The organism is Mycobacterium haemophilum DSM 44634, from assembly GCF_000340435.2.
In the GTDB taxonomy this organism is placed as follows: domain Bacteria; phylum Actinomycetota; class Actinomycetes; order Mycobacteriales; family Mycobacteriaceae; genus Mycobacterium; species Mycobacterium haemophilum.
In genome coordinates this window covers 2,485,769-2,511,396 of sequence record NZ_CP011883.2, presented here as the reverse complement: position 1 = coordinate 2,511,396, position 25,628 = coordinate 2,485,769, and the positions used below count along the sequence as shown (strand labels likewise).

Genomic DNA, 25,628 nt, shown 5'->3' with positions numbered 1-25,628 from the left:
AACTGAGCGGTTTGCATAGGCCCACTATCCTTGTCCGTGTGACTGCCGCTAACCGACACCAGTACGACACCGATCTTCTGGAGACTTTGGCGCAGCGGGTGGTGGTGGGCGACGGTGCGATGGGCACTCAGCTGCAGGCCGCGGACCTCACGTTAGACGATTTCCGCGGCTTGGAAGGCTGCAACGAGATCCTCAACGAGACGCGTCCTGACGTGCTGGAAACCATCCACCGCGGCTACTTCGAGGCAGGCGCGGACGCCGTCGAGACCAACACCTTCGGCTGCAACCTGTCCAATCTCGGCGACTACGACATCGCCGACAAGATCAGGGACCTGTCGCAGCGGGGTACCGCGATCGCGCGACGGGTCGCCGACGAGCTGACCACCCCCGACCGCAAGCGATACGTGCTGGGGTCGATGGGGCCGGGCACCAAGCTGCCCACCCTCGGCCACACCGAGTACCGGGTCATTCGCGACGCCTACACCGAGTCGGCGCTGGGCATGCTGGACGGCGGCGCCGACGCCATCCTCGTCGAAACTTGCCAGGACTTGCTGCAGCTTAAGGCCGCGGTGCTGGGCTCGCGGCGAGCAATGGCACAGGCCGGTCGGCACATTCCGGTCTTCGCCCATGTGACCGTGGAAACGACCGGCACGATGCTGCTGGGAAGCGAGATCGGCGCGGCGCTGACCGCCGTCGAACCGCTCGGCGTGGACATGATCGGTTTGAACTGCGCAACGGGCCCCGCCGAGATGAGTGAGCATCTGCGGCACCTGTCGCGGCACGCCCGCATCCCGGTGTCGGTGATGCCCAACGCCGGGCTGCCGGTGCTGGGCGCCAAGGGCGCCGAATACCCGCTGCAGCCTGACGAATTGGCCGAGGCGTTGGCCGGTTTCATCGCCGAGTTCGGCCTGGCGCTGGTCGGTGGCTGCTGTGGCACCACCCCGGCTCATATCCAGGAAGTGGCCGCCGCGGTCGCGAACATCAAGCGTCCCGAACGGCAGGTCAGCTACGAGCCGTCGGTGTCGTCGCTGTATACGGCCATCCCGTTCGCCCAGGACGCCTCGGTCTTGGTGATCGGCGAGCGGACAAACGCTAATGGCTCCAAGGGTTTTCGTGAGGCGATGATCGCCGAGGACTATCAGAAGTGTCTGGACATCGCCAAGGACCAAACCCGCGACGGCGCACATCTGCTGGACCTGTGTGTCGACTACGTCGGCCGCGATGGCGTGGCCGATATGAAGGCGTTGGCCAGCCGGCTGGCGACGTCGTCGACATTGCCGATCATGCTGGACTCCACCGAAACCCCGGTGCTGCAAGCGGGTTTGGAGCACCTGGGCGGCCGCTGCGCGATCAACTCGGTCAACTACGAGGATGGTGACGGCCCCGAGTCGCGGTTTGCTAAGACCATGGAGCTGGTCGCCGAGCACGGCGCGGCGGTGGTTGCGCTGACCATCGACGAAGAGGGCCAGGCCCGCACCGCTGAGAAGAAGATCGAAATCGCGGAGCGGCTGATCAATGACATTACCGGCAACTGGGGCGTTGATAAATCGGCGATCCTCATCGACTGTTTGACCTTCACCATTGCCACCGGCCAGGAGGAGTCACGCAAAGACGGCATCGAGACCATCAAAGCGATCCGTGAGCTGAAGAAGCGCCACCCTGCGGTACAGACCACGCTGGGGCTTTCCAATATCTCGTTCGGCCTCAATCCCGCTGCGCGCCAAGTGCTCAACTCGGTGTTCCTGCACGAATGTCAGGAAGCCGGACTGGATTCGGCGATCGTGCACGCGTCAAAGATCCTGCCTATCAACCGGATACCCGAAGAACAACGCAACATAGCACTCGACTTAGTCTACGATCGCCGCCGCGACGGGTATGACCCGCTGCAGGAACTAATGCGGCTGTTCGAAGGTGTGTCGGCGGCATCGTCGAAGGAAACACGGGCGGCCGAACTCGCCAAGCTGCCGTTGTTCGACCGGCTAGCGCAGCGGATCGTCGACGGCGAACGCAACGGTTTGGACGCCGATCTCGACGAGGCAATGACCCAGAAGCCGCCGCTGGCGATCATCAACGAGAATCTGTTGGCCGGCATGAAGACGGTCGGTGAGTTGTTCGGTTCTGGGCAGATGCAGCTGCCGTTCGTGCTGCAGTCGGCCGAGGTGATGAAAGCCGCTGTGGCTTACCTAGAACCGCACATGGAGCGCTCCGATGACGATTCCGGTAAGGGCCGGATTGTGCTGGCCACGGTCAAAGGTGATGTGCACGATATCGGCAAGAACCTGGTCGATATCATCCTGAGCAACAACGGCTACGAAGTGGTAAACCTCGGCATCAAGCAGCCGATCGCCAACATTCTCGAGGTGGCCGAGGACAAAAGCGCCGACGTGGTCGGGATGTCGGGCTTGCTGGTGAAATCGACCGTGGTCATGAAGGAAAACCTCGAGGAGATGAACACTCGCGGAGTCGCCGAGAAATTCCCAGTGCTGCTCGGCGGCGCGGCGTTGACTCGCAGCTATGTGGAGAACGACCTAGCCGAAGTCTATGAGGGCGAAGTGCATTACGCGCGAGATGCTTTCGAGGGTTTGAAGTTGATGGACACCATCATGAGCGCCAAGCGCGGCGAGGCTCCTGCGCCGGGGAGCCCGGAGGCCTTGGCGGCAGAAGCAGCCCGTAAGAAGGAAGTTGAGCGCAAGGCCCGCCATGAGCGGTCCAAACGCATTGCGGCGCAGCGCAAGGCTGCCGAAGAGCCGGTTGAGGTGCCCGATCGCTCCGATGTCGCCGCCGACATCGAGGTGCCTCAGCCGCCGTTCTGGGGTTCGCGGATCGTCAAGGGCCTGGCGGTGGCCGAATACACCGGGCTACTCGATGAGCGCGCATTGTTCTTGGGCCAGTGGGGATTACGCGGTGTGCGCGGCGGTACGGGGCCTGCGTACGAGGATTTGGTGCAGACCGAGGGCCGGCCGCGGCTGCGGTACTGGCTAGACCGGTTGTCCACCGACGGCGTCTTGGCGCACGCCGCCGTGGTGTACGGCTACTTCCCGGCGGTGTCCGAGGGTGACGACATCGTGGTGCTCGCGGAGCCGAGACCGGACGCCGAGCAGCGGTACCGGTTCAGCTTCCCGCGTCAGCAACGCGGCCGGTTCCTGTGCATCGCTGATTTCATTCGATCCCGGGATTTGGCGACCGAGCGGGGCGAGGTTGACGTGCTGCCGTTCCAGCTCGTGACCATGGGTCAACCCATTGCTGACTTCGCCAACGAGCTGTTCGCGTCCAATTCCTATCGCGATTATCTCGAAGTGCACGGCATTGGCGTGCAGCTCACCGAAGCGCTGGCCGAGTACTGGCACCGGCGCATTCGTGAGGAGCTGAAATTCGCCGGGGACCGGGCGATGTCGGCCGACGACCCCGAGGCCGTTGAGGACTATTTCAAGCTGGGCTACCGGGGTGCCCGCTTCGCGTTCGGGTATGGAGCATGCCCGGACCTGGAGGACCGGGCGAAGATGATGGCGCTGCTAGGGCCCGACCGCATCGGTGTGACGTTGTCTGAGGAGTTGCAGCTCCATCCCGAGCAATCGACCGACGCCTTTATCCTGCACCACTCCGAGGCCAAGTACTTCAACGTCTAACTCCAGGTGCGCGGCAGCATCGGCTCCTTAAGCGCCTCGCCGATATGGCCGCTGTCCAACAGAACGAGTCCTTTGGCTTGGGCAGCAGCAGATTTCGGGAGGGTGCCGGCAAACCCGAACGGTTCGATACCGCGGTCAGTGCCGAGGATCTGCTCGGCTATTTTTGTGGCTGAGACAGTCTTGCGCCGGCCGTCTGCGGGGAATGCGAAACGGTACCGCTGGACGTGTCCCCGGGCGCGGGCTTTGGCCCCGGCTGTTGGGGTGAACCCCTCAGCGTCGGGACCGCCGACAACGTAATAGCCTTGGGCAGCGCCGAAACTCGGAGGCGGGGAAGGTGCCGGTGCCGGCGTCATCGTCGTGACAGATGTAGCAGTGGCGACGGGCGTCGTGGGGCTGGTGCCGGTCAACGTGACTCCGCTAATCGCGGGCAAGCCCTGCTCGCCAGGGTCATTAGGATGCGCCACGTCGATCAGTGGCCCCGCATCTTCGCCCAGCACGCAGCCGCCGACAAGCACGGTCAGTCCGACCGCACCGATAGGCGACAGCACCGGACTCAGCAGCGGAGCGAACGGCCCGAAATAGATCATGGGGTCTAACACCGAGTAAGCGATGATTGTGAAGACCTGGCTGGACACCAAGGAAATGAACGCGTCCAGTAGCTGGGTGATGAGACTGCCGAGCGGTCCGGACAGGAATTCGGTAGCTAGGTTCCGAAGAAACTCCAGGAAATCCTTGAGGAGCTTAAGGATTAATTTGGTGGGGTCAGGGAAGCTGCTACCGGAGCCGCCGGTGGCGACGATGCGCGGCGCGGGTGACGTCGTCGGGGTCGCCGCCAAGCTTTCGTTTGAGACCGCTTGATAGACGCTCATCGTGGTTGCCGCCTGAACCCACATGACCATGTAGTCGGCTTCGTTGAGCGCGATGGGGATGGTGTTGACGCCAAAGAAGTTGGTCGCGACCAGTGCGGCATGCTGAGCATGGTTGGCGGCGAGGTCGGCGAGAGTCGGCATGCCGCCCAATGCGCAGGTGTAACCGGCGGCGGCAGTTTCGTGGCTGGCCGCCGCCGCAGCGGCCGCCGCGCTGGCCGCGCGCAGCCAACAAAGGAACGGTTGATGGGCCGCGACGAACCGCTCCGCGCTCGGCCCTGCCCACGTGGCGGCATGCGCGGATGTGAGAATTGCCGCGAGTTCGGTTGCCGCGTCAGCATATTGGGCGGCCAGCACGCGCCACCTCCCGGCCGCTGCCAGCAGCGGACCGGGACCGGCGCCAGTGGACAGCAGCGCTGAAGGCACCTCGGGGGGCAGTGCGAGCCACACCGGAGACGTCACGTTCATGGTTGACCGCCCTTCACAGCCACGATACCTAACAGGTTAGGCTACCCTACATTAGGGTGCCCTAATGCGCTGGCCGGGCGAAACCGCCGTGACTTTGCCGGTCGGCACGTGAAACAATCGCTGGCCGTGAAGACCTTCGAGGATCTGTTCGCCGAACTCGACGAACGTGCCCATACCCGACCGGCCGGCAGCGCCACAGTGGCGGCCCTGGACGGTGGGATACATGCACTGGGCAAAAAGATCCTGGAGGAGGCCGGCGAAGTGTGGTTAGCCGCCGAACATGAACCTAACGACGCGTTGGCCGAAGAGATTAGCCAGTTGCTGTATTGGACTCAGGTGCTGATGATCTCGCGCGGGCTGTCGCTCGATGACGTCTATCGGAAGCTATGAGCATGCTGCGGGTCGCCGTTCCTAACAAAGGTGCGCTAAGCGAGCCGGCCACCGAGATCCTCTCGGAGGCCGGCTACCGGCGACGCACTGATCCCAAAGACCTTACCGTCGTCGACCCCGTCAACCGCGTCGAGTTCTTCTTTCTGCGGCCCAAAGACATTGCCATCTATGTCGGTTCCGGAGACCTCGACTTCGGCATTACCGGACGAGACCTGGTGCGCGATTCGGATGCGTCGGTGCGCGAACGCCTGGCGCTGGGTTTCGGATCGTCCAGCTTCCGTTACGCCGGCCCTGCCGGATGTGACTGGACGACGTCGGATCTGGTCGGAAAAAGGATCGCCACCGCCTACCCGAACTTGGTTCGAAAGGACCTGGCCGCCAAGGGCATTGAAGCAACCGTCATCGGACTTGACGGCGCCGTAGAGATCTCGGTGCAGCTTGGGGTGGCCGACGCCATCGCCGACGTGGTCGGATCCGGACGCACCCTGAGCCTGCATGATCTGGTGGCCTTTGGCGACCCGCTGTGTGATTCGGAGGCGGTGCTGATCGAGCGCGGCGATCGGGGCAGCCACGATCACCGCGAGACCGTCGCGGCGCGCGATCAACTGGTCGCTCGGATCCAAGGGGTGGTGTTTGGTCAGCAGTATCTGATGCTGGACTACGACTGCCCGCGCTCGGTACTAGACAAAGCCACCTCGATCACGCCGGGACTGGAGTCGCCGACCATCGCTCCACTAGCCGAGCCGGGCTGGGTCGCAATTCGCGCGCTGGTGCCCCGCCGCGACATCAACGAGCTCATGGACCAGCTTGCCGCTATCGGAGCCAAAGCGATTCTGGCTTCCGACATTAGGTTCTGCCGATTCTGATCAGCCGGCGCGTATCGGAGACTTCGCTGTGTTAGCGTCCTTGACAGGAGGGTCTCCGTGACGCATTACCTTGTTCTTCTGCTGGCTCTTTTGATTGGCGTTATCGCCGGGTTGCGTTCCCTGACGGCTCCCGCGGTGGTTTCCTGGGCGGCTCTATTCGGCTGGATCAACCTGCATGGCACATGGGCGAATTGGGTAGGCAATCTCATCACTGTCGTGGTCTTCACCGTTCTTGCGGTCGCAGAACTGGTCAACGACAAGCTTCCCAAGACACCGCCTCGCACCGCGCCGCCGGCGTTCGCTGTCCGAATCATGACGGGCGCGTTTGCCGGCGCCGTAATCGGTACCGCGTGGGGCTATTTGTGGACCGCGCTTGGTGCCGGCCTCGTCGGCGCGGTGCTCGGGACCCTGGGCGGTTATCAGGCGCGTAGTCGGCTGGTGACTGCCCGCGGTGGACAGGACCTGCCGATCGCGCTGCTGGAGGATGCGGTCGCGGTCTTGGGCGGGTTCGCAATCGTCGCGCTCACGGGTTCTCTGTGAGTAAGCATTTCGATGCGGTGATCGTCGGCGCCGGCCAGGCTGGGCCGGCTCTGGCGGGTCGGCTGACGGCTGCCGGACAGCGCGTGGCGATTGTGGAGCGCAAACTCATCGGCGGCACCTGCGTCAACACCGGATGCATCCCAACCAAGACGCTGGTAGCTAGCGCGCATGCCGCGCAATTGGCCCGCCGCGGAGCCGAATACGGCATCGGTACCGGGCCAGTCAGTGTGGACATGGCGAAAGTCAAGGCGCGCAAAGACGACATCATGTGTAAGGACCGCGAGGGTGTCGAAACTTGGCTAGCCAGCATGGACGGCTGCACTGTCTTTCGTGGTCACGCTCGTTTCCAGGATCCGCATACTCTGCGCGTCGGCTTGCAGGACGGTGAAGCCCTGCTGCACGCCGACCGGGTCTTCCTCAACGTCGGTGGCCGTGCGGTGGTGCCGGACATCCCGGGGCTGCGCGAGGTCGAATTCCTTACCAACGTGTCCATCCTCGAACTCGACACGCTGCCAGAACATCTCGTGATCGTCGGCGGCAGTTACATCGCGTTGGAGTTTGCGCAGATGTACCGCCGCTTCGGGGCCCGGGTGACCGTTGTCGAGAGGGGCCCACGACTGGCCTTCCGCGAAGACGAGGACGTCTCTGCGGCCATCAAAGAGATCTTGGAAGCCGAAGGCATCCACGTTGTCGTCGGCGCTAACGACATGCGGATCGGTAAGCGCGACAGTGATTCCGGAGGATTTGAGCTCACACCCAGCGCTGGCGTCGCCCCGATTCAGGGCAGCCATCTACTGGTGGCCGTGGGACGGCGGCCCAACACCGACGACCTGGGTCTTGATGCCGCTGGTGTGCATACCGACGCCCGCGGCTACATCGTGGTCGACGACCAACTCAAGACCAACGTGGACCATATTTGGGCGCTGGGCGACTGCAACGGCAAGGGCGCTTTCACCCACACTTCGTACAACGATTACGAGATTGTTGCCGCCAACTTGCTCGACAGTGATTCGCTCGGGACCCCTCGCAAAGTGAGTGACCGCATCACCACCTATGCGCTGTATATCGACCCCCCGCTGGGGCGCGCCGGCATGACCGTCGACCAGGTCCGCGCATCGGGCCGCAAGGCGCTGGTCGGCAAGCGGCCAATGACTAGGGTGGGCCGAGCGGTGGAAAAAGGTGAGACGCAAGGCTTCATGAAGGTGGTGGTCGACGCCGACACCCACCAGATCCTGGGAGCAGCCATCTTTGGAGTCGGCGGCGACGAAGCGATTCACGCCATTCTGGACGTCATGTCAGCCAAAGCGCCCTACACCACGCTGTCGCGCACGATGCATATTCATCCCACGGTCAGCGAGCTCATTCCCACGATGCTGCAGGAGATGTCGCCACTCGAGTAGGGGTCCGCATCGGCACCAGAGACGGCCATCCGGGGTAGGGCGGCGGCGTCCCCCCGAAAGCCGGACAACGATCCTGGTGCGGACACCATTCGCATAGCCGCGACGGATTGGGACGGAAATCGCCCGTTTCACCAGCGGATTGGATCGCGCGCCAGATCGCCATCAACGTCTTTTCGAAGCGCAACAGCTCGTCACGGTCCGGCGCGTAGTCCAGCAGCTGGCCGTCGGCCAGGTAGATGAGCCGCAGCCGGGCGGGCAGCACACCGCGTGAACGCAGCAGCGCCACCGCGTAAAACTTCATTTGGAACATCGCCTTGAACTCGGCCAGTGCTCGCGCGGCCGACGGGGCCTTGCCGGTCTTGTAGTCCACCACCCGTAGCTCGCCGGTGGCGGCGACGTCGATCCGGTCGATAAAGCCGCGCAGCAAGGTGCCGTCGGCCAGTTCGACCTCTACACGCTGTTCGCAGCTTTGCGGGTTGAAGCGGGTGGGGTCTTCGAGCCGGTAATAGCCGGAGAGCAACGCGCGGGCCTCGTCCAGCAATTGGGTCCGCTGCTCGGGATCCAGCTCGCCGGCCAGGTGTGGCTCCGCGGCGATCATCTGCTCCCACGCGGGCTCCACGAGCGATCGCGCAGTGTCCGCGCCGCGTCGCGGCGCGGGCAGGCTGTAAAGCTGCTCCAGCGCGGCGTGCACCACTGAGCCGCGGAGCTGTGCGGCCGACGATGCCTCAGGCAACCGGTCGATCGCTCGGAACCGGTACAGCAGCGGGCACTGCTTGAAGTCCGCGGCACGCGACGGTGATAGCGCCGGCGGGTCGGTCATGACCGCAGCCTAAGGTGGGGCACCGACAACCCCGAGCACCGGCTATGGCGAGTCGGCTGGCACGCTAGATGGCGTGTCCGCAACTGGCCCGTTCACCGTTGGCGAGCGCGTCCAGCTCACCGACGCCAAAGGCCGCCACTACACGATGTCGCTCACCCCTGGTAGCGAGTTTCACACCCATCGCGGCTCGATCGCCCACGATGCGGTCATCGGTTTAGAGCAAGGCAGCGTAGTGAAATCCAGCAACGGTGCCCTTTTCTTGGTCTTGCGCCCGTTGCTGATCGATTACGTGATGTCGATGCCGCGCGGGCCACAGGTGATTTACCCCAAGGATGCCGCTCAGATCGTGCACGAAGGTGACATTTTTCCCGGGGCCCGGGTGCTGGAGGCCGGGGCCGGATCCGGTGCGCTGACGTGCTCGCTGCTACGCGCGGTCGGACCGCAGGGGCAGGTGATCTCCTACGAACTGCGCGCCGACCACGCCGAGCACGCCCGTCGCAATGTGTCTAACTTCTTTAGCGTCTCCGGCGCCGAAGGCCAGTTACCGGACAACTGGCAGCTCATCGTCGGCGATGTCGCGGACTCCGAGCTGCCCGACGGTTCCGTCGACCGGGTGGTGTTAGACATGCTGGCGCCGTGGGAGGTGCTGGACGCGGTGTCGCGGCTGGTGATCGCCGGCGGTGTATTGGTGATCTACGTGGCCACCGTCACCCAGCTGTCGCGGGCCGTGGAGGCTCTGCGGGCTCAGCAATGTTGGACCGAACCACGGGCGTGGGAAACGCTTCAGCGCGGCTGGAACGTGGTCGGCTTGGCGGTTCGGCCACAGCATTCGATGCGTGGGCACACCGCGTTCCTGGTGTTGTCGCGCCGGCTGGCGCCGGGCGCTGTCGCGCCGGCGCCGCTGGGTCGCAAACGTGCGGGGCGCGACGGCTAGCTGGACCAATCCTCGCTGCGGTGCAGGCCGCGGCGCACGGACAGCAGGTCGAACTCGGGGTGTGCGGCTACCCAGCGTTCGGCGGCATCGAGCACATCAACGGCGTGGCTGCGGTCGCCGGACACCACGGCCACACCGATGCCCGCTCGTCGATACAGGTCGTGTGAACCGGTCTCGGCGGCCGACACGCCGAACTTGCGCTGCAGCTCAGCGACAACCGGCCGGATTAGCGACCGCTTTTGTTTGAGTGAACGGACGTCGCCCAGCAGCACATCGAACTCCAGCCAGCCGATCCACATCCCGCGGGTCAACGCGGAGGCGCCGGGCTAGTCAGGCCCGATGAGTTCCCGAACTCCAGCAGCATTTCCGCGGTTCGCTTGGATAACTGCCAGCCCTCCTGCGGGGGTGGGCAGGGCGTGAACTCCATCGGGAAGGAGAACACGCCGTTGTTCGCTTGGGCGGTGTTGACGCTGATGGTGGCCAGGACATCGGACGGGTTCTTGTCCGACCTTGCGATGTTGTTCGCCGCGAAGGTCATGGGCAGGTAGCCGTTGTCCCGCAATGCGTTGCTGAACCTGTCCAAGGTGGCAGCGCTGTCGGGGGTTGCGCCTTCGATGAGGGGCACCTTGTCGATGCCCGAAACGTTGGGGTCGGCGAGCCGGTTAAGCACATCGGTGAGGGCTTCCGGAGCCGGCAGGGCAGCAGCTGGCGGAGCAAGTGGACTCGAAATGCCCGGCGCAGTCGTTGGGACAGCCGACGACGATGTGCCGGAGTCGCTGTGTGAACATCCCGCGAACCCGAGGACCGCCCCGGCTGCGGTAGCGCTCACGGCGATGAAAAGGGTTCGGTGCGTCCAGCGCGACACGCTGGACTACGCCCCGACGACAGCGTGTGCCGCGACGCGTGTGGCGAGGTACTTTGTAGTCACGGCTGCCCTTTCGATCGGCCGACTCAGCGCAGAGATTACCAACGCTACCGTCGGCACGGCTTTTGGCGGCATTTCGCTTCCGCGCACGAAGACGCAATCGCCGGTAGCGTTGAAGTATTCGCCGTGCCATTTCGGTGCGGGAAAGGAGCGCAAGATGGGTGACTCAGAGCGTTCTGAAGCATTCAGTACCCCTCGTGAAACGGACATGTCCAGCGGCGATGCTGCCGAATTGGAACAACTACGACGCGAGGCAGCGGTGTTGCGCGAGCAACTCGAGCATGCGGTTGGACCGCATGGGAGTGCCCGCTCTGCCCGCGATGTGCATCAGCTCGAAGCTCGAATCGACTCGCTTGCGGCCCGCAATTCCAAATTAATGGAAACTCTTAAAGAAGCCCGCCAACAACTGTTGGCGCTGCGTGAGGAAGTCGACCGGCTAGGACAGCCGCCCAGCGGCTACGGCGTGCTACTGGCTGCCCACGACGACGAAACGGTCGACGTGTTCACGTCGGGTCGCAAGATGCGGCTGACGTGCTCGCCCAACATTGAGGTCGCGTCGCTGCGGAAGGGCCAGACCGTCCGGCTCAACGAGGCCCTGACGGTCGTCGAGGCCGGCACCTTCGAGGCGGTCGGCGAGGTATCCACCTTGCGGGAGATCTTGGCGGACGGTCACCGCGCGCTGGTCGTCGGTCACGCCGACGAGGAGCGCATCGTTTGGCTGGCTGAGCCACTGGTTGCCGAGGATTTGCCGGACGGCTTTCCCCTTGACGATGGGGCCCTCAACGACGATAGCCGGCCGCGCAAGCTGCGCCCGGGCGACTCGCTGCTGGTCGACACCAAGGCCGGCTATGCCTTCGAACGTATCCCCAAGGCCGAAGTTGAAGACCTGGTGCTAGAAGAGGTACCCGATGTTAGTTACCAGGACATCGGCGGTCTGACCCGCCAGATCGAGCAGATCCGTGATGCCGTGGAGCTGCCGTTCCTGCACAAGGAGTTGTATCGGGAGTACGCGCTGCGCCCGCCCAAAGGGGTGCTGCTCTATGGCCCGCCTGGCTGCGGCAAGACGCTGATCGCCAAGGCGGTGGCCAACTCGCTGGCTAAGAAGATGGCCGAGGTCCGCGGCGACGACGCCCGCGAGGCCAAGTCGTACTTCCTGAACATCAAAGGCCCCGAACTGCTGAACAAGTTCGTCGGCGAGACCGAACGGCACATCCGGCTGATCTTCCAGCGCGCGCGAGAGAAGGCGTCGGAAGGAACGCCGGTGATTGTGTTCTTCGACGAGATGGACTCGATTTTCCGGACCCGCGGCACCGGGGTCTCCTCGGACGTCGAGACCACCGTCGTCCCGCAGCTGCTCAGCGAGATCGACGGGGTGGAAGGCCTCGAGAACGTCATCGTGATCGGCGCCTCCAACCGCGAGGACATGATCGACCCCGCAATCCTGCGGCCCGGGCGTCTCGACGTGAAGATCAAGATTGAGCGGCCCGATGCCGAAGCGGCGCAAGACATCTACTCGAAGTACCTGACCGAGTCGCTGCCGGTGCACGCCGACGACCTCGCCGAGTTCGACGGTGACCGTGCGGCGTGCATCAAGGCCATGATCGAAAAGGTTGTCGACCGGATGTACGCAGAGATCGACGACAACCGGTTCCTGGAAGTCACCTACGCCAACGGGGACAAGGAAGTCATGTACTTCAAGGACTTCAACTCCGGGGCGATGATCCAGAACGTCGTCGACCGGGCGAAGAAGAACGCCATCAAGTCGGTGCTAGAGACCGGTCAACCCGGGCTGCGGATTCAGCACCTGCTCGACTCGATCGTTGACGAGTTCGCCGAGAACGAGGATCTGCCCAACACCACCAACCCCGATGACTGGGCGCGGATTTCGGGCAAGAAGGGCGAGCGGATCGTCTACATCCGCACCTTGGTTACCGGCAAGAGCTCGAGTGCCAGCCGGGCAATTGATACTGAGTCCAACCTCGGCCAGTACCTGTAGGGTCAGGCGGTCACCAGCGAATAGCTGTTGGTGAGATCGTCTTGCAGGACGCGGGCCGCGCGGGTCGTGGTGTCGATACGCAACTCGTTGGTGAGCACGCGGGGATGGTAGGACCACCCTGCCGGCAGGGTGAGCCGTTCGCCCAGCCCGGGCAGGTCGGCTCTTGACAGGTTAGGGTCGCGGACCTGGCTCCACGTCTGCATCACCCAGCGCTGTCCGTCGGGATCGATCAGTTCGTAGATTTCCTCGCCGGCATGGAAAACAAAGACGGTGTTGCGGCTCACCTGATTAACGGTGTACGGCGCGGGGTTCATCGAGGACAGCAAGACCGTGGCCTGCTGCAGCATCTCGATCCCGCCGAAGGTCTTCGTGACCAGTGGGCCTTGCGGCTCCTTTTCGATGCTGTTCATCAGCCAATAGCGCGGACCGTTGAGCAGGGCCGTGGCCGCACCGTTTTCGGCGGCGATGGCCGCAGCGTCCAACGCCGACCACAGCTCGGCAGGACAGTCGTTGAGCGGGAAGCTGTTGTAGACGGTGGCCTGCGGCCCCGCCTCACCTAGGGTCACGAGAAGCACTTCGCCGTAACGCTTTCCGGACAAGTTCGAGCGATCGGGGTGCTCGCCGCGATACCGGTTTCGCGCGATCAGGGTGGTGCGTAAGTCATCCATTAACGGGTCGAGGAATGTCGTGCGGTATTCCGTGTCGCCGACGGCACGCGCGCTGATGTACATGAACGTCAACGCGCCGAGGAAAAGGCACATATGGATCAGAGAGCCCGGCGCCGGAAGCGTCATGCCCAGCAGTGTCACGCTGCTGACAGCGGTGTGCGCCCATTCGTTGAGCAGCGCTGGACTCAGCACGATCAGCCCGAGACCGAGGTAGATGGTGGCGGTCACCACCGCCACCACCCCGATCTGCACCAGTTGGGACGTGGCCATGACAAAGACGACGTTGAGGCGTTCGGCTCTGGTCAGCGGGGGGCTGGGCGAGGCGTCAGGCATCGCCGCGAAGGGCGTGTCCGCCAGCCTTTCGGCGTCCCTCGGCAGCGCCGCGGTCGACTTCAGCATCGGTTTGACCCGGTCGAGGGTGGCGGAGACGACGAAGGCGCTTGCGATGCCGGCCAGAAACATGATCGCCAGCCATAGCCGCTCCCCGGTGATTGTCGCGGCCATAATCCAGACGTAGGTGTTGAAAAACACCAGTGCGGTCAGCAGCACCACGGGGAGGGCCCGGACCGCCAGGGCGCCGACTGTCGCGAGGTGCGACAGCGTCATACGCATCGCCCATCCCAGGACGGACCCTAAGCCGCTGGCGGTCAGGATCGGTATTGCGGACACCACGACGACCGACGACGGCAGGTCAGCGACCCGTTCGCTTTTGACGATCGTCACGAGTATCGCCACCGCCGCCGCGCTGGTCGCCGTGGCCGCGCGTTGCCGGCTGTGTGATGGCCACCTGGACACCAGCCAGCCGACGGCCACCATCAGCAGGGGAGTGATCCCGAGAATCGCCAAAATTACCCATTCGGCGGTTGTTGGCTCACCCTGGATATCGACGTCATGGCCGTCGGTGATGAGGAAGATCGGCACCGTGCAGGCTTGCAGAGTTCCGTAGGCCGCCATCATGGGGGCCGACCGCGACCACAGTCGTCGCCAGCGGCCCCGGCGGGTCAGCACCGCCGGCAAGCCGCGTTCCAAAAACCAGCTTTCCGCCGCATCACGCGCCGATACTCGGTGGCCTCGTAGGTGGCAAAGCGAAAGCTTCATGCTCGCTCACCCTAGCGGCGCCGGGAGTCGGTATATTCGGGACTCGAGATTATATGAATATGAAACAGTCGATGCCCGCCGAAACCCGTGTTGTTATTGCCGGAGCTGGAATCGCGGGTATGGCTGCCGCCATGCTGCTGGCCGAGGCCGGACTGCGGGTCACTTTATGCGAAGCGGCACCCGAAGCCGGGGGCAAAGCCAAGAGTGTCCGCCTTGCCGACGGTCACCCGACCGAGCACAGCTTGCGCGTCTACACGGATAGCTACCAGACCCTGCTGAGGTTGTTCTCGCGCATACCCACCGAGAACGGCATGACCGTGCTCGACAACCTAGTCGGTGTGACGGCGGTCCGCGTATACAAGGACCGCTCGATGGGCAAAGCAGCCGCGCCCGTTCCGCTGGAACGCCGACGGCCAACCTTCCTGCGGGCCATCGGCAAAGCCTTCGACCCGCTGGTGCAAGTTGGCCGGATTTCATCGCGGAGCGTATTGGCGGTCGTTGGTCTAACCCAACGGGGACTGGCGCTTTCCGACGTCATCCGCTATCTCTACGCTCACCTGCGCCTGCTGTGGATGTGCAAAGAGCGAGTCGTCGCGGAGCTAGAAGATATCTCGTATGCAGACTATTTGCACCTAAGCCGCAAGTCTCCCGACGTGCAGATGTACTTCTCGGCCCTACCGCGCATTTTCGTCGCGGCCCGACCGAACGCGGAAGCGGCCGCGATTGCTCCCGTTATTCTCAAGGGGCTGTTTCACTATACCGGTAACCCACCAGCACTGAACGGCGCCAAAGCGCACTCCATCATGATGATGAATGGACCGACGAGTGAGCGCATGGTCGATCCCTGGATTCGTCAGCTCCAAAACCTCGGCGTCGATATTCAGTTCAACACGCGCGTTTCGGATCTCGAGTTCGAGGACGGTCGGATCACCGCATTGCTATCAACTGATGGCCGCCGGTTCGCTTGCGACTATGCCATTCTCGCCTTGCCCTACCTGACGCTGCGGGAGATGGCCAAACCAGATCACGTCAAGCAACATCTTCCGCATCTCGCGCAGCAGCATGCCATTGCGCTTGAGTGGTCGAACGGCATTCAATGCTTTTTGCACGACATCCCCCCGACGTGGCCCTCGTTTATCCGCCCGGGAGTCGTCGGCACGTATTTTGAGAGCGAGTGGGCCCTGATCTCCGTTCTGCAGGGAGAAGGCTTCTGGAAGGATGTCAGCCTGCCGGAGGGAACCCGCTACGTTCTGTCGATAACGTGGAGTGACGTGGATAAGCCCGGTCCAGTTTTCCAGCGGCCGGTAAGTGAATGTACGCCAGATGAGATTTTGACCGAGTGCCTGGCGCAGTGCGGCCTCGATCGGTCCCACGTCCTGGGCTGGCAGATCGATTATGAGCTGAAACATCTGAGTGCGGCCGAATACGATAGCTTGGCGAACGAGCTGCCTCCGCATCTTGCTTCGGCGCCCTGGCAGGGTAAACGCCTGGTAAATCTCTCGCCGCTTGCGATTCCGCTGCCTGGCGCCCGCCGCCGATCTCCGGGTATTCGCACCGAAGTGCCTAACTTCTTTCTGGCCGGTGAAGCGATCTATTCACCGGACTTGAACTTGTTTGTTCCGACCATGGAGAGGGCGGCCACCTCCGGTTATCTGGCGGCCCACGAAATCATCGGCGTCGCCGCTCCGCACGCTAGCCATCGGCTGCACATCGACTTCCGGGATCCTGCGCCGTTCGCGCTTCTCCGGCGTATCGACCGATGGTGGTGGAACCGGCGTCACGCCGAGTAGCGTGCCCGCGGTCGCTGTCGACGCGTCGCCTAGGCTTCAAGTCATGCAACGGATTATCGGGACGGAGGTCGAGTACGGCATTTCGTCGCCGTCGGACCCGACCGCCAACCCGATCCTCACCTCGACGCAAGCGGTCCTGGCCTACGCCGCCGCCGCCGGCATCCAGCGTGCCAAACGCACCCGCTGGGACTACGAGGTGGAATCGCCGTTGCGTGACGCCCGAGGCTTCGACCTGAGCCGCTCAGCGGGACCGCCGCCGGTGGTCGACGCCGACGAAGTAGGTGCGGCCAACATGATCTTGACCAACGGGGCGCGGCTCTACGTCGACCACGCGCACCCGGAATACTCGGCCCCCGAGTGCACCGACCCGCTGGACGCGGTGATCTGGGACAAGGCCGGAGAGCGGGTGATGGAAGCCGCTGCCCGGCATGTCGCCAGCGTGCCGGGAGCCGCCAAACTGCAGTTGTACAAGAACAACGTTGACGGCAAGGGCGCCTCCTACGGGTCGCACGAGAACTACCTAATGTCGCGGCAGACGCCGTTTTCGGCCATCATCGCTGGGCTGACGCCGTTTCTGGTGTCTCGCCAGGTAGTCACCGGCTCGGGGCGGGTCGGCATCGGGCCCTCCGGTGACGAGCCGGGCTTTCAGCTGTCCCAGCGCTCCGACTACATCGAGGTCGAGGTCGGTCTGGAGACCACGCTGAAACGCGGCATCATTAACACCCGCGACGAACCGCACGCCGACGCCGATAGGTACCGCCGGCTGCATGTCATCATCGGTGACGCCAACCTCGCCGAGACGTCGACCTACCTCAAGTTGGGCACCACGGCGCTGGTGCTGGACCTGATCGAGGAAGGCCCGGCGCACGGGATAGACCTGACCGACCTCACGCTGGCCCGGCCGGTGCACGCCGTCCATGCGATAAGCCGCGATGCATCGCTGCGGGCCACCGTGGCGCTGGTCGACGGCCGTGAACTGACCGGCCTTGCGCTGCAACGGATTTACCTCGACCGAGTAGCGAAGCTGGTCGACAGCCGCGACCCCGACCCCCGCGCCGCCGACATCGTGGAAACCTGGGCGCACGTGCTTGACCAGCTGGAGCGCGACCCGATGGACTGCGCTGAGCTGCTGGACTGGCCGGCCAAGCTGCGGCTACTGGAAGGTTTTCGGCAGCGAGAGAACCTGAACTGGTCGGCCCCGCGGCTGCACCTCGTCGACCTGCAATATTCCGACGTCCGGCTGGACAAGGGGCTGTACAACCGGCTGGTCGCCCGCGGCTCGATGAAACGTCTGGTCACCGAACACCAGGTGCTCAGGGCGGTGAACAACCCGCCGACCGACACTCGCGCGTATTTTCGCGGCGAATGCCTGCGTCGGTTCGGGGCCGACATCGCCGCGGCCAGCTGGGACTCGGTGATCTTTGACCTCGGCGGTGACTCGCTGGTTCGGATCCCGACCTTGGAGCCGTTGCGTGGCAGCAAAGCCCATGTCGGAGCGCTGTTGGACTCGGTGGACAGCGCTGCGGAATTGGTGGAGCAACTGACCAGCTGAGTGCGGTAGTCCGGCTTAAACCGGGAAAGTCGGTGGTGACCGGTACTGTTAGAGAAAGACCAGAAGCAGGAGGCGGCAGATGGCTCAAGAGCAGACCAAGCGTGGTGGCGGCGGCGGTGATGACGACGAGCTCGCCAGCAGCACGGCCGCGGGCCAGGAGCGTCGCGAGAAGCTGACCGAGGAGACCGACGACCTGCTCGACGAGATTGACGACGTCCTTGAGGAGAATGCGGAAGACTTTGTTCGGGCGTACGTCCAAAAGGGCGGACAGTGACCTGGTCGTTTCCTGATCGCCTGTCCACCAACTCGGCACTTCCCGGAATCTCAGTCGTAAATCAGTCCTCGTTCGCCGACCTGCTGCGCCGGCAGGCGCCGGAATTGCTACCGGCGAGCCTCGGCGGCGAGCAATCCGGCGGTGGCGCCAGTGCCCAGCTGCCGCATGGGACGACGATCGTTGCGCTGAAATACCCCGGCGGTGTCGTCATCGCCGGCGATCGGCGTTCCACGCAAGGCAACATGATCGCTGGGCGCGATGTGCGCAAGGTGTACATCACCGATGACTACACCGCCACCGGTATCGCCGGCACCGCTGCCGTCGCGGTCGAGTTCGCCCGCCTCTACGCGGTCGAGCTCGAGCACTACGAGAAGCTCGAAGGCGTGCCGCTCACGTTTGCCGGCAAGGTCAACCGGCTGGCGATCATGGTGCGCGGCAATCTAGCGGCCGCGATGCAGGGGCTGGTGGCGTTGCCGCTGTTGGCGGGCTACGACATTCATGCAGCTGACCCGCAGAGCGCGGGGCGCATCGTCTCCTTCGACGCTGCCGGCGGCTGGAACGTCGAGGAAGAGGGCTACCAGTCGGTGGGGTCGGGGTCGATTTTCGCTAAGTCATCGATCAAAAAGTTGTATTCGCAGATCTCCGATGCCGATTCCGCATTGCGGGTAGCCATCGAGGCGCTCTACGACGCTGCCGACGACGATTCCGCTACCGGCGGGCCGGATTTGGTCCGCGGCATCTACCCCACGGCGGTCACTATCGGCGCGGAGGGCGCCGCTGACGTGCCGGAAAGCCGGATCGCCGAACTTGCCCGCGAGATTATCGAAAGCCGTTCGCGCGCAGACACTCTTGGCTCCGACGGCGGGAGTCAGAAGTGAGTTTTCCGTATTTCATCTCGCCTGAACAGGCGATGCGCGAGCGCAGCGAGCTGGCCCGTAAAGGCATTGCGCGGGGTCGCAGCGTGGTGGCGCTGGCCTATGCCGATGGTGTGCTGTTCGTCGCGGAGAACCCGTCCCGGTCACTGCAGAAGATCAGTGAACTCTATGATCGGGTGGGTTTTGCGGCCGCGGGCAAGTTTAACGAGTTCGACAATTTGCGCCGCGGCGGGATCCAGTTCGCTGATACCCGCGGCTACGCCTACGACCGTCGCGACGTCACTGGCCGGCAGCTGGCCAACGTCTATGCGCAGACGCTCGGCACCATCTTCACCGAGCAGGCCAAACCGTACGAGGTCGAGTTGTGCGTCGCCGAGGTCGCGCACTACGGCGAAACGAAACCTCCCGAGCTGTACCGGATCACCTACGACGGATCGATCAACGACGAACCGCATTTTGTGGTCATGGGCGGCACTACGGAGCCGATCGCCAACGCGCTCAAAGAGTCGTATGCCGAGAACGCCAGCCTGACTGACGCCCTGGGCATCGCGGTCGCTGCATTGCGGGCCGGCAGCGCAGACGCCGCGGGCAGCGATCAACCCACCCTTGGCGTGGCCAGCTTAGAGGTGGCCGTTCTCGATGCCAACCGGCCGCGGCGGGCGTTTCGGCGGATCACCGGCTCCGCCCTGCAAGCGTTGCTGGCAGACCAGGAAAGCCCGCAGTCTGACGGCGAATCGTCGGACTGAATCCGAGTCGACACCCCTGGCCACTGCGTGCCTGGGACCCCGCTGCGACGTTAACTGGCTTCGTGAATGAGAGTGCAGTGGTAGGCCGGGCGGATATCGGCGTGAAAGTCTCGTGTCGCTGAGCCGAGGTGACCCGTGCCGGAGGCTACCGCCTGCCCGGCGTTTCCCGTATCAAAACTTAGGATGGTTCTTGTATGAAAACAAGGGCTCCCCATCGTAGACGAGTTTGATGGCCCACTCCTTGTCTACCTTGGTCACGAGTTCGATGGGCCCCCTGTCCTTGTTCACGTCGACCTCGAGATGGATGGTGTCCTCTTTCACGTTCTCGTTGTGATAGTCGAACACTTTGTTGAGCATCCAGGCCTCGTCGTAGTCGTCGGCCATCGCCGGTGGATCCTCAAACTGCAACGTCGACCGCATCGCCTCTTGCACGGCTTCCCAATAGGTCGTCATCGCCGCCGCGTCTTGGCGCCACATCTGTTGGTATTCGTCATCCTTGTCCGCGATCCTGGTGGACAATTGCCCGAACCAGTTGAATGCCTTCAACACCGTGGTCTGCACGCGGTTCGCGCGCACCATCTGCGGCGGCACCATCGCCGCTCTAGCATGGTCGTAGGCCTTCGCCGCTTCCGTGAGCTGGGTCGCGGTCCTATCGGCGTGGTCGGCGGTCGTGGTCAGCCACTGCACATATGGCAAGGTCTGCTTTATCAATGCCTTCGACGACTCACCCCTATACGACTCCAGCAACGTGCTGAGCGCTGACCGCAACCCCAGCGTCGTCTTTTCCAGCTCATTGGCCAGAGCGTTCCATCTCCGGGCGGCGGCCAGTATCGGGCCAGAACCTGGGCCGCTATACATCCGGGTGGAGTTGGTCTCGGGCGGCAACGCTGAGAAATCGGGCATCGACACGTTAGAAACTTTCGTTGTTGCGGCTCTCGACTTCCTCATACGCAAGCGAGCCATTCGCCAGGGTCCGGACCAACTTTCGATGAAAGGCCGTGCCCCGAGCGGCCTGCACCTGGTACTGCTGCCCGTGGCCACTAAAGAACAGCGATAACTGCTTTGATGCGTAGTCGGCGGCCGGGGGAGGAATCTTGGTGATCACCGAGGCCACCGCGGCATTGCTTACCTCCATGTGGGAACCAAGGGACTCCAGTGTTGCAGCTGCCGCCAACATCCCATATGGGTCTACATTCACAAAGGACATGCGGTTTCTCCTCCTCGAAACTCTAAAGAACCCGAGCTACTGCACAGAGAAAGATTAAGCGACCTAGTCACTTGCGTTCCATCTCATTGACTGCTTGGTAGTGGTGCGAACTGCGCTAATGCTTACCTTTCGGCAACGTTTGCACCAGGTTAAATCCTCCCGAATAACGGAATCTAGGAGTGCAAAGTGCACCCACCGGCGGCCGGTGGTGAGATCTTCCCGATTTCTCCCACCCGAAGGTGCGAAATGCACACAATGTCCTCCGCGGAATGCCGCTTACGACCAGCCATCTACCCGCACCGCAACCACGACTGCGTCTATTTCTATGTCATCCTTTACTTTTGGATGAGTCATAGTACTCCCTCTAGAACGCTTAGTGACGTGACAGAATCGTACACCGAATGCGGAACATGGAAGTGCGTGATGTGCACCATAGCGTGTTAGGTGTCTCGTGTACAAAATGTGGACAATTGATGCATGTCAAAAGATTTGACATATTAATGATTGCTCGCCAATGCGAAGTCGCTCATGACGCATTCCTTACGGGCGGCCCAATCACGCGGCTACAAAAAGGCTTGTATCACGACGTCCATCGAACGAGCCGTGTCCGTGCCCAAGCGTTACCCCGAAGAGTTCCGCCGCAAAGCGCTCGACTTGGTGGCTGCCGGCCGCCCCACGGCTGGCGCAACAAAAGCTGATCGATACCAGGCAAGTGCCTGGCCTCAATCGTGCCGAACACGCCGAGCTCAGCGCTGCCAATAAGGGCATCCGCGAGCTGAAGACCGAAGTGGCGATCCTCGAAAGGGCCCGTGAGCTGTTGCGGGAGCCGCACGACCTAAAAGGCAGTAAGCGGCCATAGCGACGATGGCCGCGGAAGGACTTCCCGTGCAGAAGGCGTATCGACTGCTCGAGGTCGCCGAGTCGGGCTCATTTCGGCAACCGGATGCCTAGGGCGTGGCTTGCTCACCGTGATGCTCAGACAACCAGTACCCTCAAATACGTGCAGCGTCGAATCATGGGCATCGAAACCGAGTTCGGTGTCACCTGCACATTTCACGGTCACCGTCGGCTGTCCCCGGATGAGGTGGCCCGCTACCTGTTCCGCCGAGTGGTGTCCTGGGGCCGCAGCTCCAATGTGTTCCTGCGTAACGGTGCGCGCCTGTATCTCGACGTGGGCAGTCATCCCGAGTACGCCACCGCCGAATGCGACAGCCTGGTGCAGCTGGTCACCCATGACCGGGCCGGCGAATGGGTGCTGGAAGACCTGCTCGTTGACGCCGAGCAGCGGCTCGCCGACGAGGGCATCGGCGGCGACATTTACCTGTTCAAGAACAACACCGACTCGGCGGGCAACTCCTACGGCTGTCATGAGAACTACCTGATTGTGCGCGCCGGCGAGTTCTCCCGGATCTCGGATGTGCTGTTGCCGTTCCTGGTCACTCGCCAGCTGATCTGCGGGGCCGGCAAGGTGCTGCAAACCCCCAAAGCCGCGACCTTCTGCCTGTCCCAACGTGCCGAGCACATCTGGGAGGGCGTCTCCTCGGCGACCACCCGTAGCCGACCGATTATCAACACCCGTGACGAGCCGCACGCCGACGCCGAGAAGTACCGGCGGCTGCACGTCATCGTCGGCGACTCCAATATGTGCGAGACCACCACCATGCTCAAGGTGGGCACCGCCGCGCTGGTGCTGGAAATGATCGAAGGAGGCGTCGCCTTCCGTGATTTTTCTCTGGATAACCCCATCCGCGCCATCCGCGAGGTCAGCCATGACACCACTGGGCGCCGGCCGGTGCGGCTGGCCGGCGGGCGTCAGGCCAGTGCGCTGGACATCCAGCGGGAGTACTACACCCGGGCCGTCGAGCATCTGCAGGCCCGAGAGCCCGACGTGCAGATCGAGCAGGTCGTTGATCTGTGGGGCCGTCAGCTCGACGCCGTTGAGAGCCAGGATTTCGCCAAGGTGGATACCGAGATCGACTGGGTGATCAAACGCAAGTTGTTCCAGCGCTACCAGGACCGCTACAACATGGAGCTGGCCGATCCGAAGATCGCCCAGCTGGACTTGGCCTATCACGACATCAAGCGCGGGCGCGGTGTCTTCGATCTGCTGCAGCGCAAGGGCCTGGCGGCGCGCGTCACCACCGACGAGGACATTGCGGAGGCGGTCGACACCCCGCCGCAAACCACCCGCGCCCGGTTGCGTGGTGAGTTCATCAGCGCCGCGCAGGCGGCGGGACGTGATTTCACTGTCGACTGGGTGCATCTCAAACTCAACGACCAAGCGCAGCGCACCGTACTGTGCAAAGACCCTTTCCGCGCGGTCGACGAGCGGGTCAAGCGGCTGATCGCGAGCATGTAGCTATACATGGCGACCTCGAAAGTCGAACGGCTGGTCAACCTGGTTATCGCGTTGCTGTCGACCCGCGGCTACATTACCGCTGAAAAGATCAGATCCAGCGTGGCGGGTTACTCCGACAGTCCCACCGCAGAGGCGTTCTCCCGGATGTTTGAGCGCGACAAGAACGAGTTGCGTGACCTCGGCATCCCGCTCGAGGTGGGCAAGGTGTCGGTGCTAGACCCCTCCGAGGGTTACCGCATCAACCGCGACGCGTACGCACTCCCTCCGGTCGAGCTGACCCCGGACGAAGCGGCCGCAGTAGCCGTCGCCACTCAGCTGTGGGAATCGCCCGAACTGATCACCGCGACCCAAGGCGCATTGCTCAAGCTGCGGGCCGCCGGGGTGGACGTTGAACCCCTCGATGCACCGGTGGCCATCGCCTCTTCGGCTGGGGTGCCGGGTCTGCGAGGGTCGGAGGACGTTCTGTCAATCCTGTTGTCGGCCATCAGTTCTCGGCAGGTGGTGCAGTTTCCGCACCGGCCGTCGCGGGCGGAGCCCTACACCACGCGCACCGTCGAACCGTGGGGTGTGGTCACCGAGAACAGTCGCTGGTATCTCGTTGGCTACGACCGCGATCGCAACGCCACCCGCACCTTCCGGCTCTCCCGGATCGGTCCGGAGGTCACGCCGATCGGGCCGCCCGGCGCTATTGCCGTGCCTGACGGCGTCGACCTGCGCAGGATTGTGTCCGACACTGTCGCCGAGGCGCCGACCGGCGCGACCGCCCTGGTGTGGGTCGCCGACGGGCGGGCCACCGCGTTGCGACACGCCGGAAGACCCATCGGTGCTCGGCGACTGGGCGGCCGCGACGGCCAGGTGATCGGACTCGACATGGGATCCAGCGACCGGCTGGCCCGTGACATCGCCGGCCACGGCGCCGACGCCGTGGTGCTCGAGCCGGAGGCCCTGCGCGACGATGTGCTGGCCCGATTGCGCGCTCAGGTGGATCGGGCATGACGCAGCTGTCCACCCGCCTGGTGCGGCTGCTCAACATGGTGCCGTACTTCCAGGCCAACCCGCGGATCACCCGCGCGGAGGCCGCCGCCGACCTGGGGGTGTCTGCCAAGCAGCTAGAGCAGGACCTTAACCAGCTGTGGATGTGCGGCCTTCCTGGCTACGGTCCCGGTGACCTCATCGATTTCGAGTTCTCTGGTGACACCATCGAGGTGACCTTCTCGGCGGGCATTGACCGGCCGCTGCAGCTGACGTCACCGGAGGCCACCGGCCTGCTGGTGGCGCTTCGGGCACTGGCCGACATTCCGGGGGTGGTTGATCCGGAGGCGGCGCGCAGCGCGATCGCCAAGATCGAGGCCGCGGCCGGCGCCGTCGGGCATGACGCCACCGGGTCGGCGCCCGTCGAGAGCCGCGCCGCGGCCGCAGTGCGCGCGGCGGTGCGGGACAAACGGGCATTGGCGATCGACTACTATTCTGCGTCGCATGACACGCTGACCAGCCGGATCGTCGACCCCATCCGGGTCCTGCTGGTGGGTGACCACAGCTACCTGGAGGCCTGGTCGCGCGAAGCCGAAGGGGTTCGGCTGTTCCGCTTCGACCGGATCGTGGCGGCCCGCGAGCTGGCTGAGCCGGCCGCCCCACCCGAACCAGCGCGGCAGGCGCCGCCAGACACGTCGCTCTTCGACGGCGACCCGTCGCTGCCTTCGGCGACGCTGTGGGTGGCGCGTTCGGCGTCGTGGATATTCGAGTACTACCCGATGCGGCAGGTCCGTGAGTTGCCGGACGGATCATTCCAGGCGGTCATGACGTATGCCTCGGACGAGTGGATGACGCGCCTGGTGCTGGGCTTCGGGTCGGCGGTGCAGGTACAAGCACCGGAGGCGCTCGCGCACCGAGTGCGGGATGCCGCGATAGCGGCTCTGCAGTCCTACCAGGTCACGGCGCAGGCGCTCTGCTGCGGTAGCATCGAGTGGACGTCTGGAGGTAATCAAAGTGGGCAGTCTTAGTCCGTGGCACTGGGCGATCCTCGCTGTCGTCGTGGTCCTGCTGTTCGGTGCCAAGAAGCTCCCCGATGCGGCGCGCTCGTTGGGTAAGTCGATGCGCATCTTCAAGTCCGAACTACGTGAAATGCAGACCGAGAACAAGGCGGAAGCGTCTGCCCTTGACCCGCCGTCGTCGACCGAGCAGGGGCACACCGAGGCGCGGCCGGCTTAGCCCGCCGACGCCCTGAAACC

Annotated in this window: 23 protein-coding genes and 2 pseudogenes; 17 read left to right on the top strand and 8 right to left on the bottom strand. The window is 63.7% G+C overall.

Annotated features, from left to right (window positions below; genetic code table 11):
• The first annotated feature begins 38 nt into the window (after positions 1-38).
• Positions 39-3,626, top strand: coding sequence for a methionine synthase (metH, locus tag B586_RS11745; protein ID WP_054879863.1), 3,588 nt, complete (start codon positions 39-41; stop codon positions 3,624-3,626).
• Here the strand turns inward: metH and B586_RS11740 are convergent.
• Complete coding sequence (locus B586_RS11740; RefSeq protein WP_054880941.1) at positions 3,623-4,954, bottom strand: PPE domain-containing protein; 1,332 nt, start codon at positions 4,952-4,954, stop codon at positions 3,623-3,625. The two genes, metH and B586_RS11740, sit on opposite strands and share 4 nt — an antisense overlap.
• Before the next feature lie 114 nt (positions 4,955-5,068).
• Between B586_RS11740 and B586_RS11735 the strand changes: the two genes are divergently transcribed.
• Genes B586_RS11735 through B586_RS11720 form a run of 4 tightly spaced genes read left to right on the top strand, consistent with a single transcriptional unit; the run spans position 5,069 to position 8,156 of the window.
• A complete protein-coding gene (locus B586_RS11735) occupies positions 5,069-5,350 on the top strand; it encodes a phosphoribosyl-ATP diphosphatase (protein ID WP_054879864.1) in 282 nt (93 codons plus the stop codon).
• Positions 5,351-5,352: 2 nt separating this feature from the next.
• Positions 5,353-6,216, top strand: coding sequence for an ATP phosphoribosyltransferase (gene hisG, locus B586_RS11730; RefSeq protein ID WP_047316450.1), 864 nt, complete (start codon positions 5,353-5,355; stop codon positions 6,214-6,216).
• Between the two features lie 57 nt (positions 6,217-6,273).
• Positions 6,274-6,756 (top strand): DUF4126 family protein, encoded by a 483-nt coding sequence (locus B586_RS11725; RefSeq protein ID WP_054879865.1) that lies wholly within the window; start codon positions 6,274-6,276, stop codon positions 6,754-6,756.
• Positions 6,753-8,156, top strand: coding sequence for an FAD-containing oxidoreductase (locus B586_RS11720; RefSeq protein ID WP_054879866.1), 1,404 nt, complete (start codon positions 6,753-6,755; stop codon positions 8,154-8,156). The genes B586_RS11725 and B586_RS11720 overlap by 4 nt, the downstream gene beginning before the upstream one ends.
• Here B586_RS11720 and B586_RS11715 read toward each other — a convergent pair.
• The gene (locus tag B586_RS11715; RefSeq protein WP_054879867.1) at positions 8,116-8,976 is read right to left on the bottom strand and encodes a RecB family exonuclease; all 861 of its coding nucleotides are present in this window, start codon (positions 8,974-8,976) and stop codon (positions 8,116-8,118) included. The two genes, B586_RS11720 and B586_RS11715, sit on opposite strands and share 41 nt — an antisense overlap.
• 73 nt (positions 8,977-9,049) lie before the next feature.
• Here B586_RS11715 and trmI point away from each other — a divergent pair, with 73 nt between their 5' ends.
• On the top strand, positions 9,050-9,910 hold the full coding sequence (gene trmI, locus B586_RS11710; protein WP_047316446.1) for a tRNA (adenine(58)-N(1))-methyltransferase TrmI: 861 nt from the start codon (positions 9,050-9,052) through the stop codon (positions 9,908-9,910).
• On the opposite strand, the gene B586_RS11705 is transcribed toward trmI, so the two are convergent.
• Entirely contained in the window at positions 9,907-10,209 is a 303-nt protein-coding gene (locus tag B586_RS11705) for a DUF503 domain-containing protein (protein ID WP_047316445.1), read from the bottom strand. The genes trmI and B586_RS11705 overlap by 4 nt on opposite strands.
• A gap of 8 nt (positions 10,210-10,217) precedes the next feature.
• A complete protein-coding gene (gene lppK, locus B586_RS11700) occupies positions 10,218-10,775 on the bottom strand; it encodes a lipoprotein LppK (RefSeq protein WP_054879868.1) in 558 nt (185 codons plus the stop codon).
• Positions 10,776-10,992: 217 nt separating this feature from the next.
• Between lppK and arc the strand changes: the two genes are divergently transcribed.
• Positions 10,993-12,831 carry a proteasome ATPase gene (gene arc / locus B586_RS11695; protein ID WP_047316466.1) on the top strand — a complete coding sequence of 613 codons (1,839 nt, stop codon included), beginning with the start codon at positions 10,993-10,995 and terminating at the stop codon, positions 12,829-12,831.
• Positions 12,832-12,833: 2 nt separating this feature from the next.
• Here arc and B586_RS22055 read toward each other — a convergent pair whose 3' ends face one another.
• The gene (locus tag B586_RS22055; protein ID WP_236971401.1) at positions 12,834-13,397 is read right to left on the bottom strand and encodes a hypothetical protein; all 564 of its coding nucleotides are present in this window, start codon (positions 13,395-13,397) and stop codon (positions 12,834-12,836) included.
• A gap of 57 nt (positions 13,398-13,454) precedes the next feature.
• Positions 13,455-14,597 (bottom strand): annotated as a pseudogene (locus B586_RS11690) (hypothetical protein); the annotation flags it as partial.
• 59 nt (positions 14,598-14,656) lie between these two features.
• Between B586_RS11690 and B586_RS11685 the strand changes: the two are divergent.
• The 5 genes and pseudogenes from B586_RS11685 to prcA all read left to right on the top strand — a co-directional run.
• Positions 14,657-16,375, top strand: a pseudogene (locus B586_RS11685) (FAD-dependent oxidoreductase); the annotation flags it as partial.
• 55 nt (positions 16,376-16,430) lie between these two features.
• Positions 16,431-17,939, top strand: a complete 1,509-nt coding sequence (gene dop, locus B586_RS11680; RefSeq protein ID WP_168162533.1) for a pup deamidase/depupylase — start codon at positions 16,431-16,433, stop codon at positions 17,937-17,939.
• A gap of 79 nt (positions 17,940-18,018) precedes the next feature.
• Positions 18,019-18,213, top strand: coding sequence for a ubiquitin-like protein Pup (locus B586_RS11675; protein ID WP_047316442.1), 195 nt, complete (start codon positions 18,019-18,021; stop codon positions 18,211-18,213).
• Complete coding sequence (prcB, locus tag B586_RS11670) at positions 18,210-19,091, top strand: proteasome subunit beta (protein WP_047316441.1); 882 nt, start codon at positions 18,210-18,212, stop codon at positions 19,089-19,091. Before B586_RS11675 ends, prcB begins: the two co-directional genes overlap by 4 nt.
• Positions 19,088-19,834, top strand: coding sequence for a proteasome subunit alpha (prcA, locus tag B586_RS11665; RefSeq protein WP_047316440.1), 747 nt, complete (start codon positions 19,088-19,090; stop codon positions 19,832-19,834). The genes prcB and prcA overlap by 4 nt, the downstream gene beginning before the upstream one ends.
• Positions 19,835-20,005: 171 nt before the next feature.
• On the opposite strand, the gene B586_RS11660 is transcribed toward prcA, so the two are convergent.
• Positions 20,006-20,737 carry a PPE family protein gene (locus tag B586_RS11660; RefSeq protein ID WP_054880942.1) on the bottom strand — a complete coding sequence of 244 codons (732 nt, stop codon included), beginning with the start codon at positions 20,735-20,737 and terminating at the stop codon, positions 20,006-20,008.
• 7 nt (positions 20,738-20,744) lie between these two features.
• Positions 20,745-21,041, bottom strand: coding sequence for a PE family protein (locus B586_RS11655; RefSeq protein ID WP_047316439.1), 297 nt, complete (start codon positions 21,039-21,041; stop codon positions 20,745-20,747).
• 712 nt (positions 21,042-21,753) lie between these two features.
• Between B586_RS11655 and B586_RS20925 the strand changes: the two genes are divergently transcribed.
• The 5 genes from B586_RS20925 (at position 21,754) to tatA (ending at position 25,608) form a co-directional block, all read left to right on the top strand.
• Positions 21,754-21,900: a hypothetical protein gene (locus tag B586_RS20925; RefSeq protein WP_156166565.1), complete on the top strand. Its 147-nt coding sequence runs from the start codon at positions 21,754-21,756 to the stop codon at positions 21,898-21,900.
• Between the two features lie 141 nt (positions 21,901-22,041).
• Positions 22,042-23,400, top strand: a complete 1,359-nt coding sequence (pafA, locus tag B586_RS11645) for a Pup--protein ligase (RefSeq protein WP_156166564.1) — start codon at positions 22,042-22,044, stop codon at positions 23,398-23,400.
• Positions 23,401-23,406: 6 nt separating this feature from the next.
• On the top strand, positions 23,407-24,396 hold the full coding sequence (locus B586_RS11640; RefSeq protein ID WP_054879870.1) for a helix-turn-helix transcriptional regulator: 990 nt from the start codon (positions 23,407-23,409) through the stop codon (positions 24,394-24,396).
• Positions 24,393-25,400, top strand: a complete 1,008-nt coding sequence (locus B586_RS11635; RefSeq protein ID WP_054879871.1) for a helix-turn-helix transcriptional regulator — start codon at positions 24,393-24,395, stop codon at positions 25,398-25,400. The genes B586_RS11640 and B586_RS11635 overlap by 4 nt, the downstream gene beginning before the upstream one ends.
• Positions 25,387-25,608: a Sec-independent protein translocase subunit TatA gene (tatA, locus tag B586_RS11630; RefSeq protein ID WP_054879872.1), complete on the top strand. Its 222-nt coding sequence runs from the start codon at positions 25,387-25,389 to the stop codon at positions 25,606-25,608. Before B586_RS11635 ends, tatA begins: the two co-directional genes overlap by 14 nt.
• Positions 25,609-25,628 lie beyond the last annotated feature (20 nt).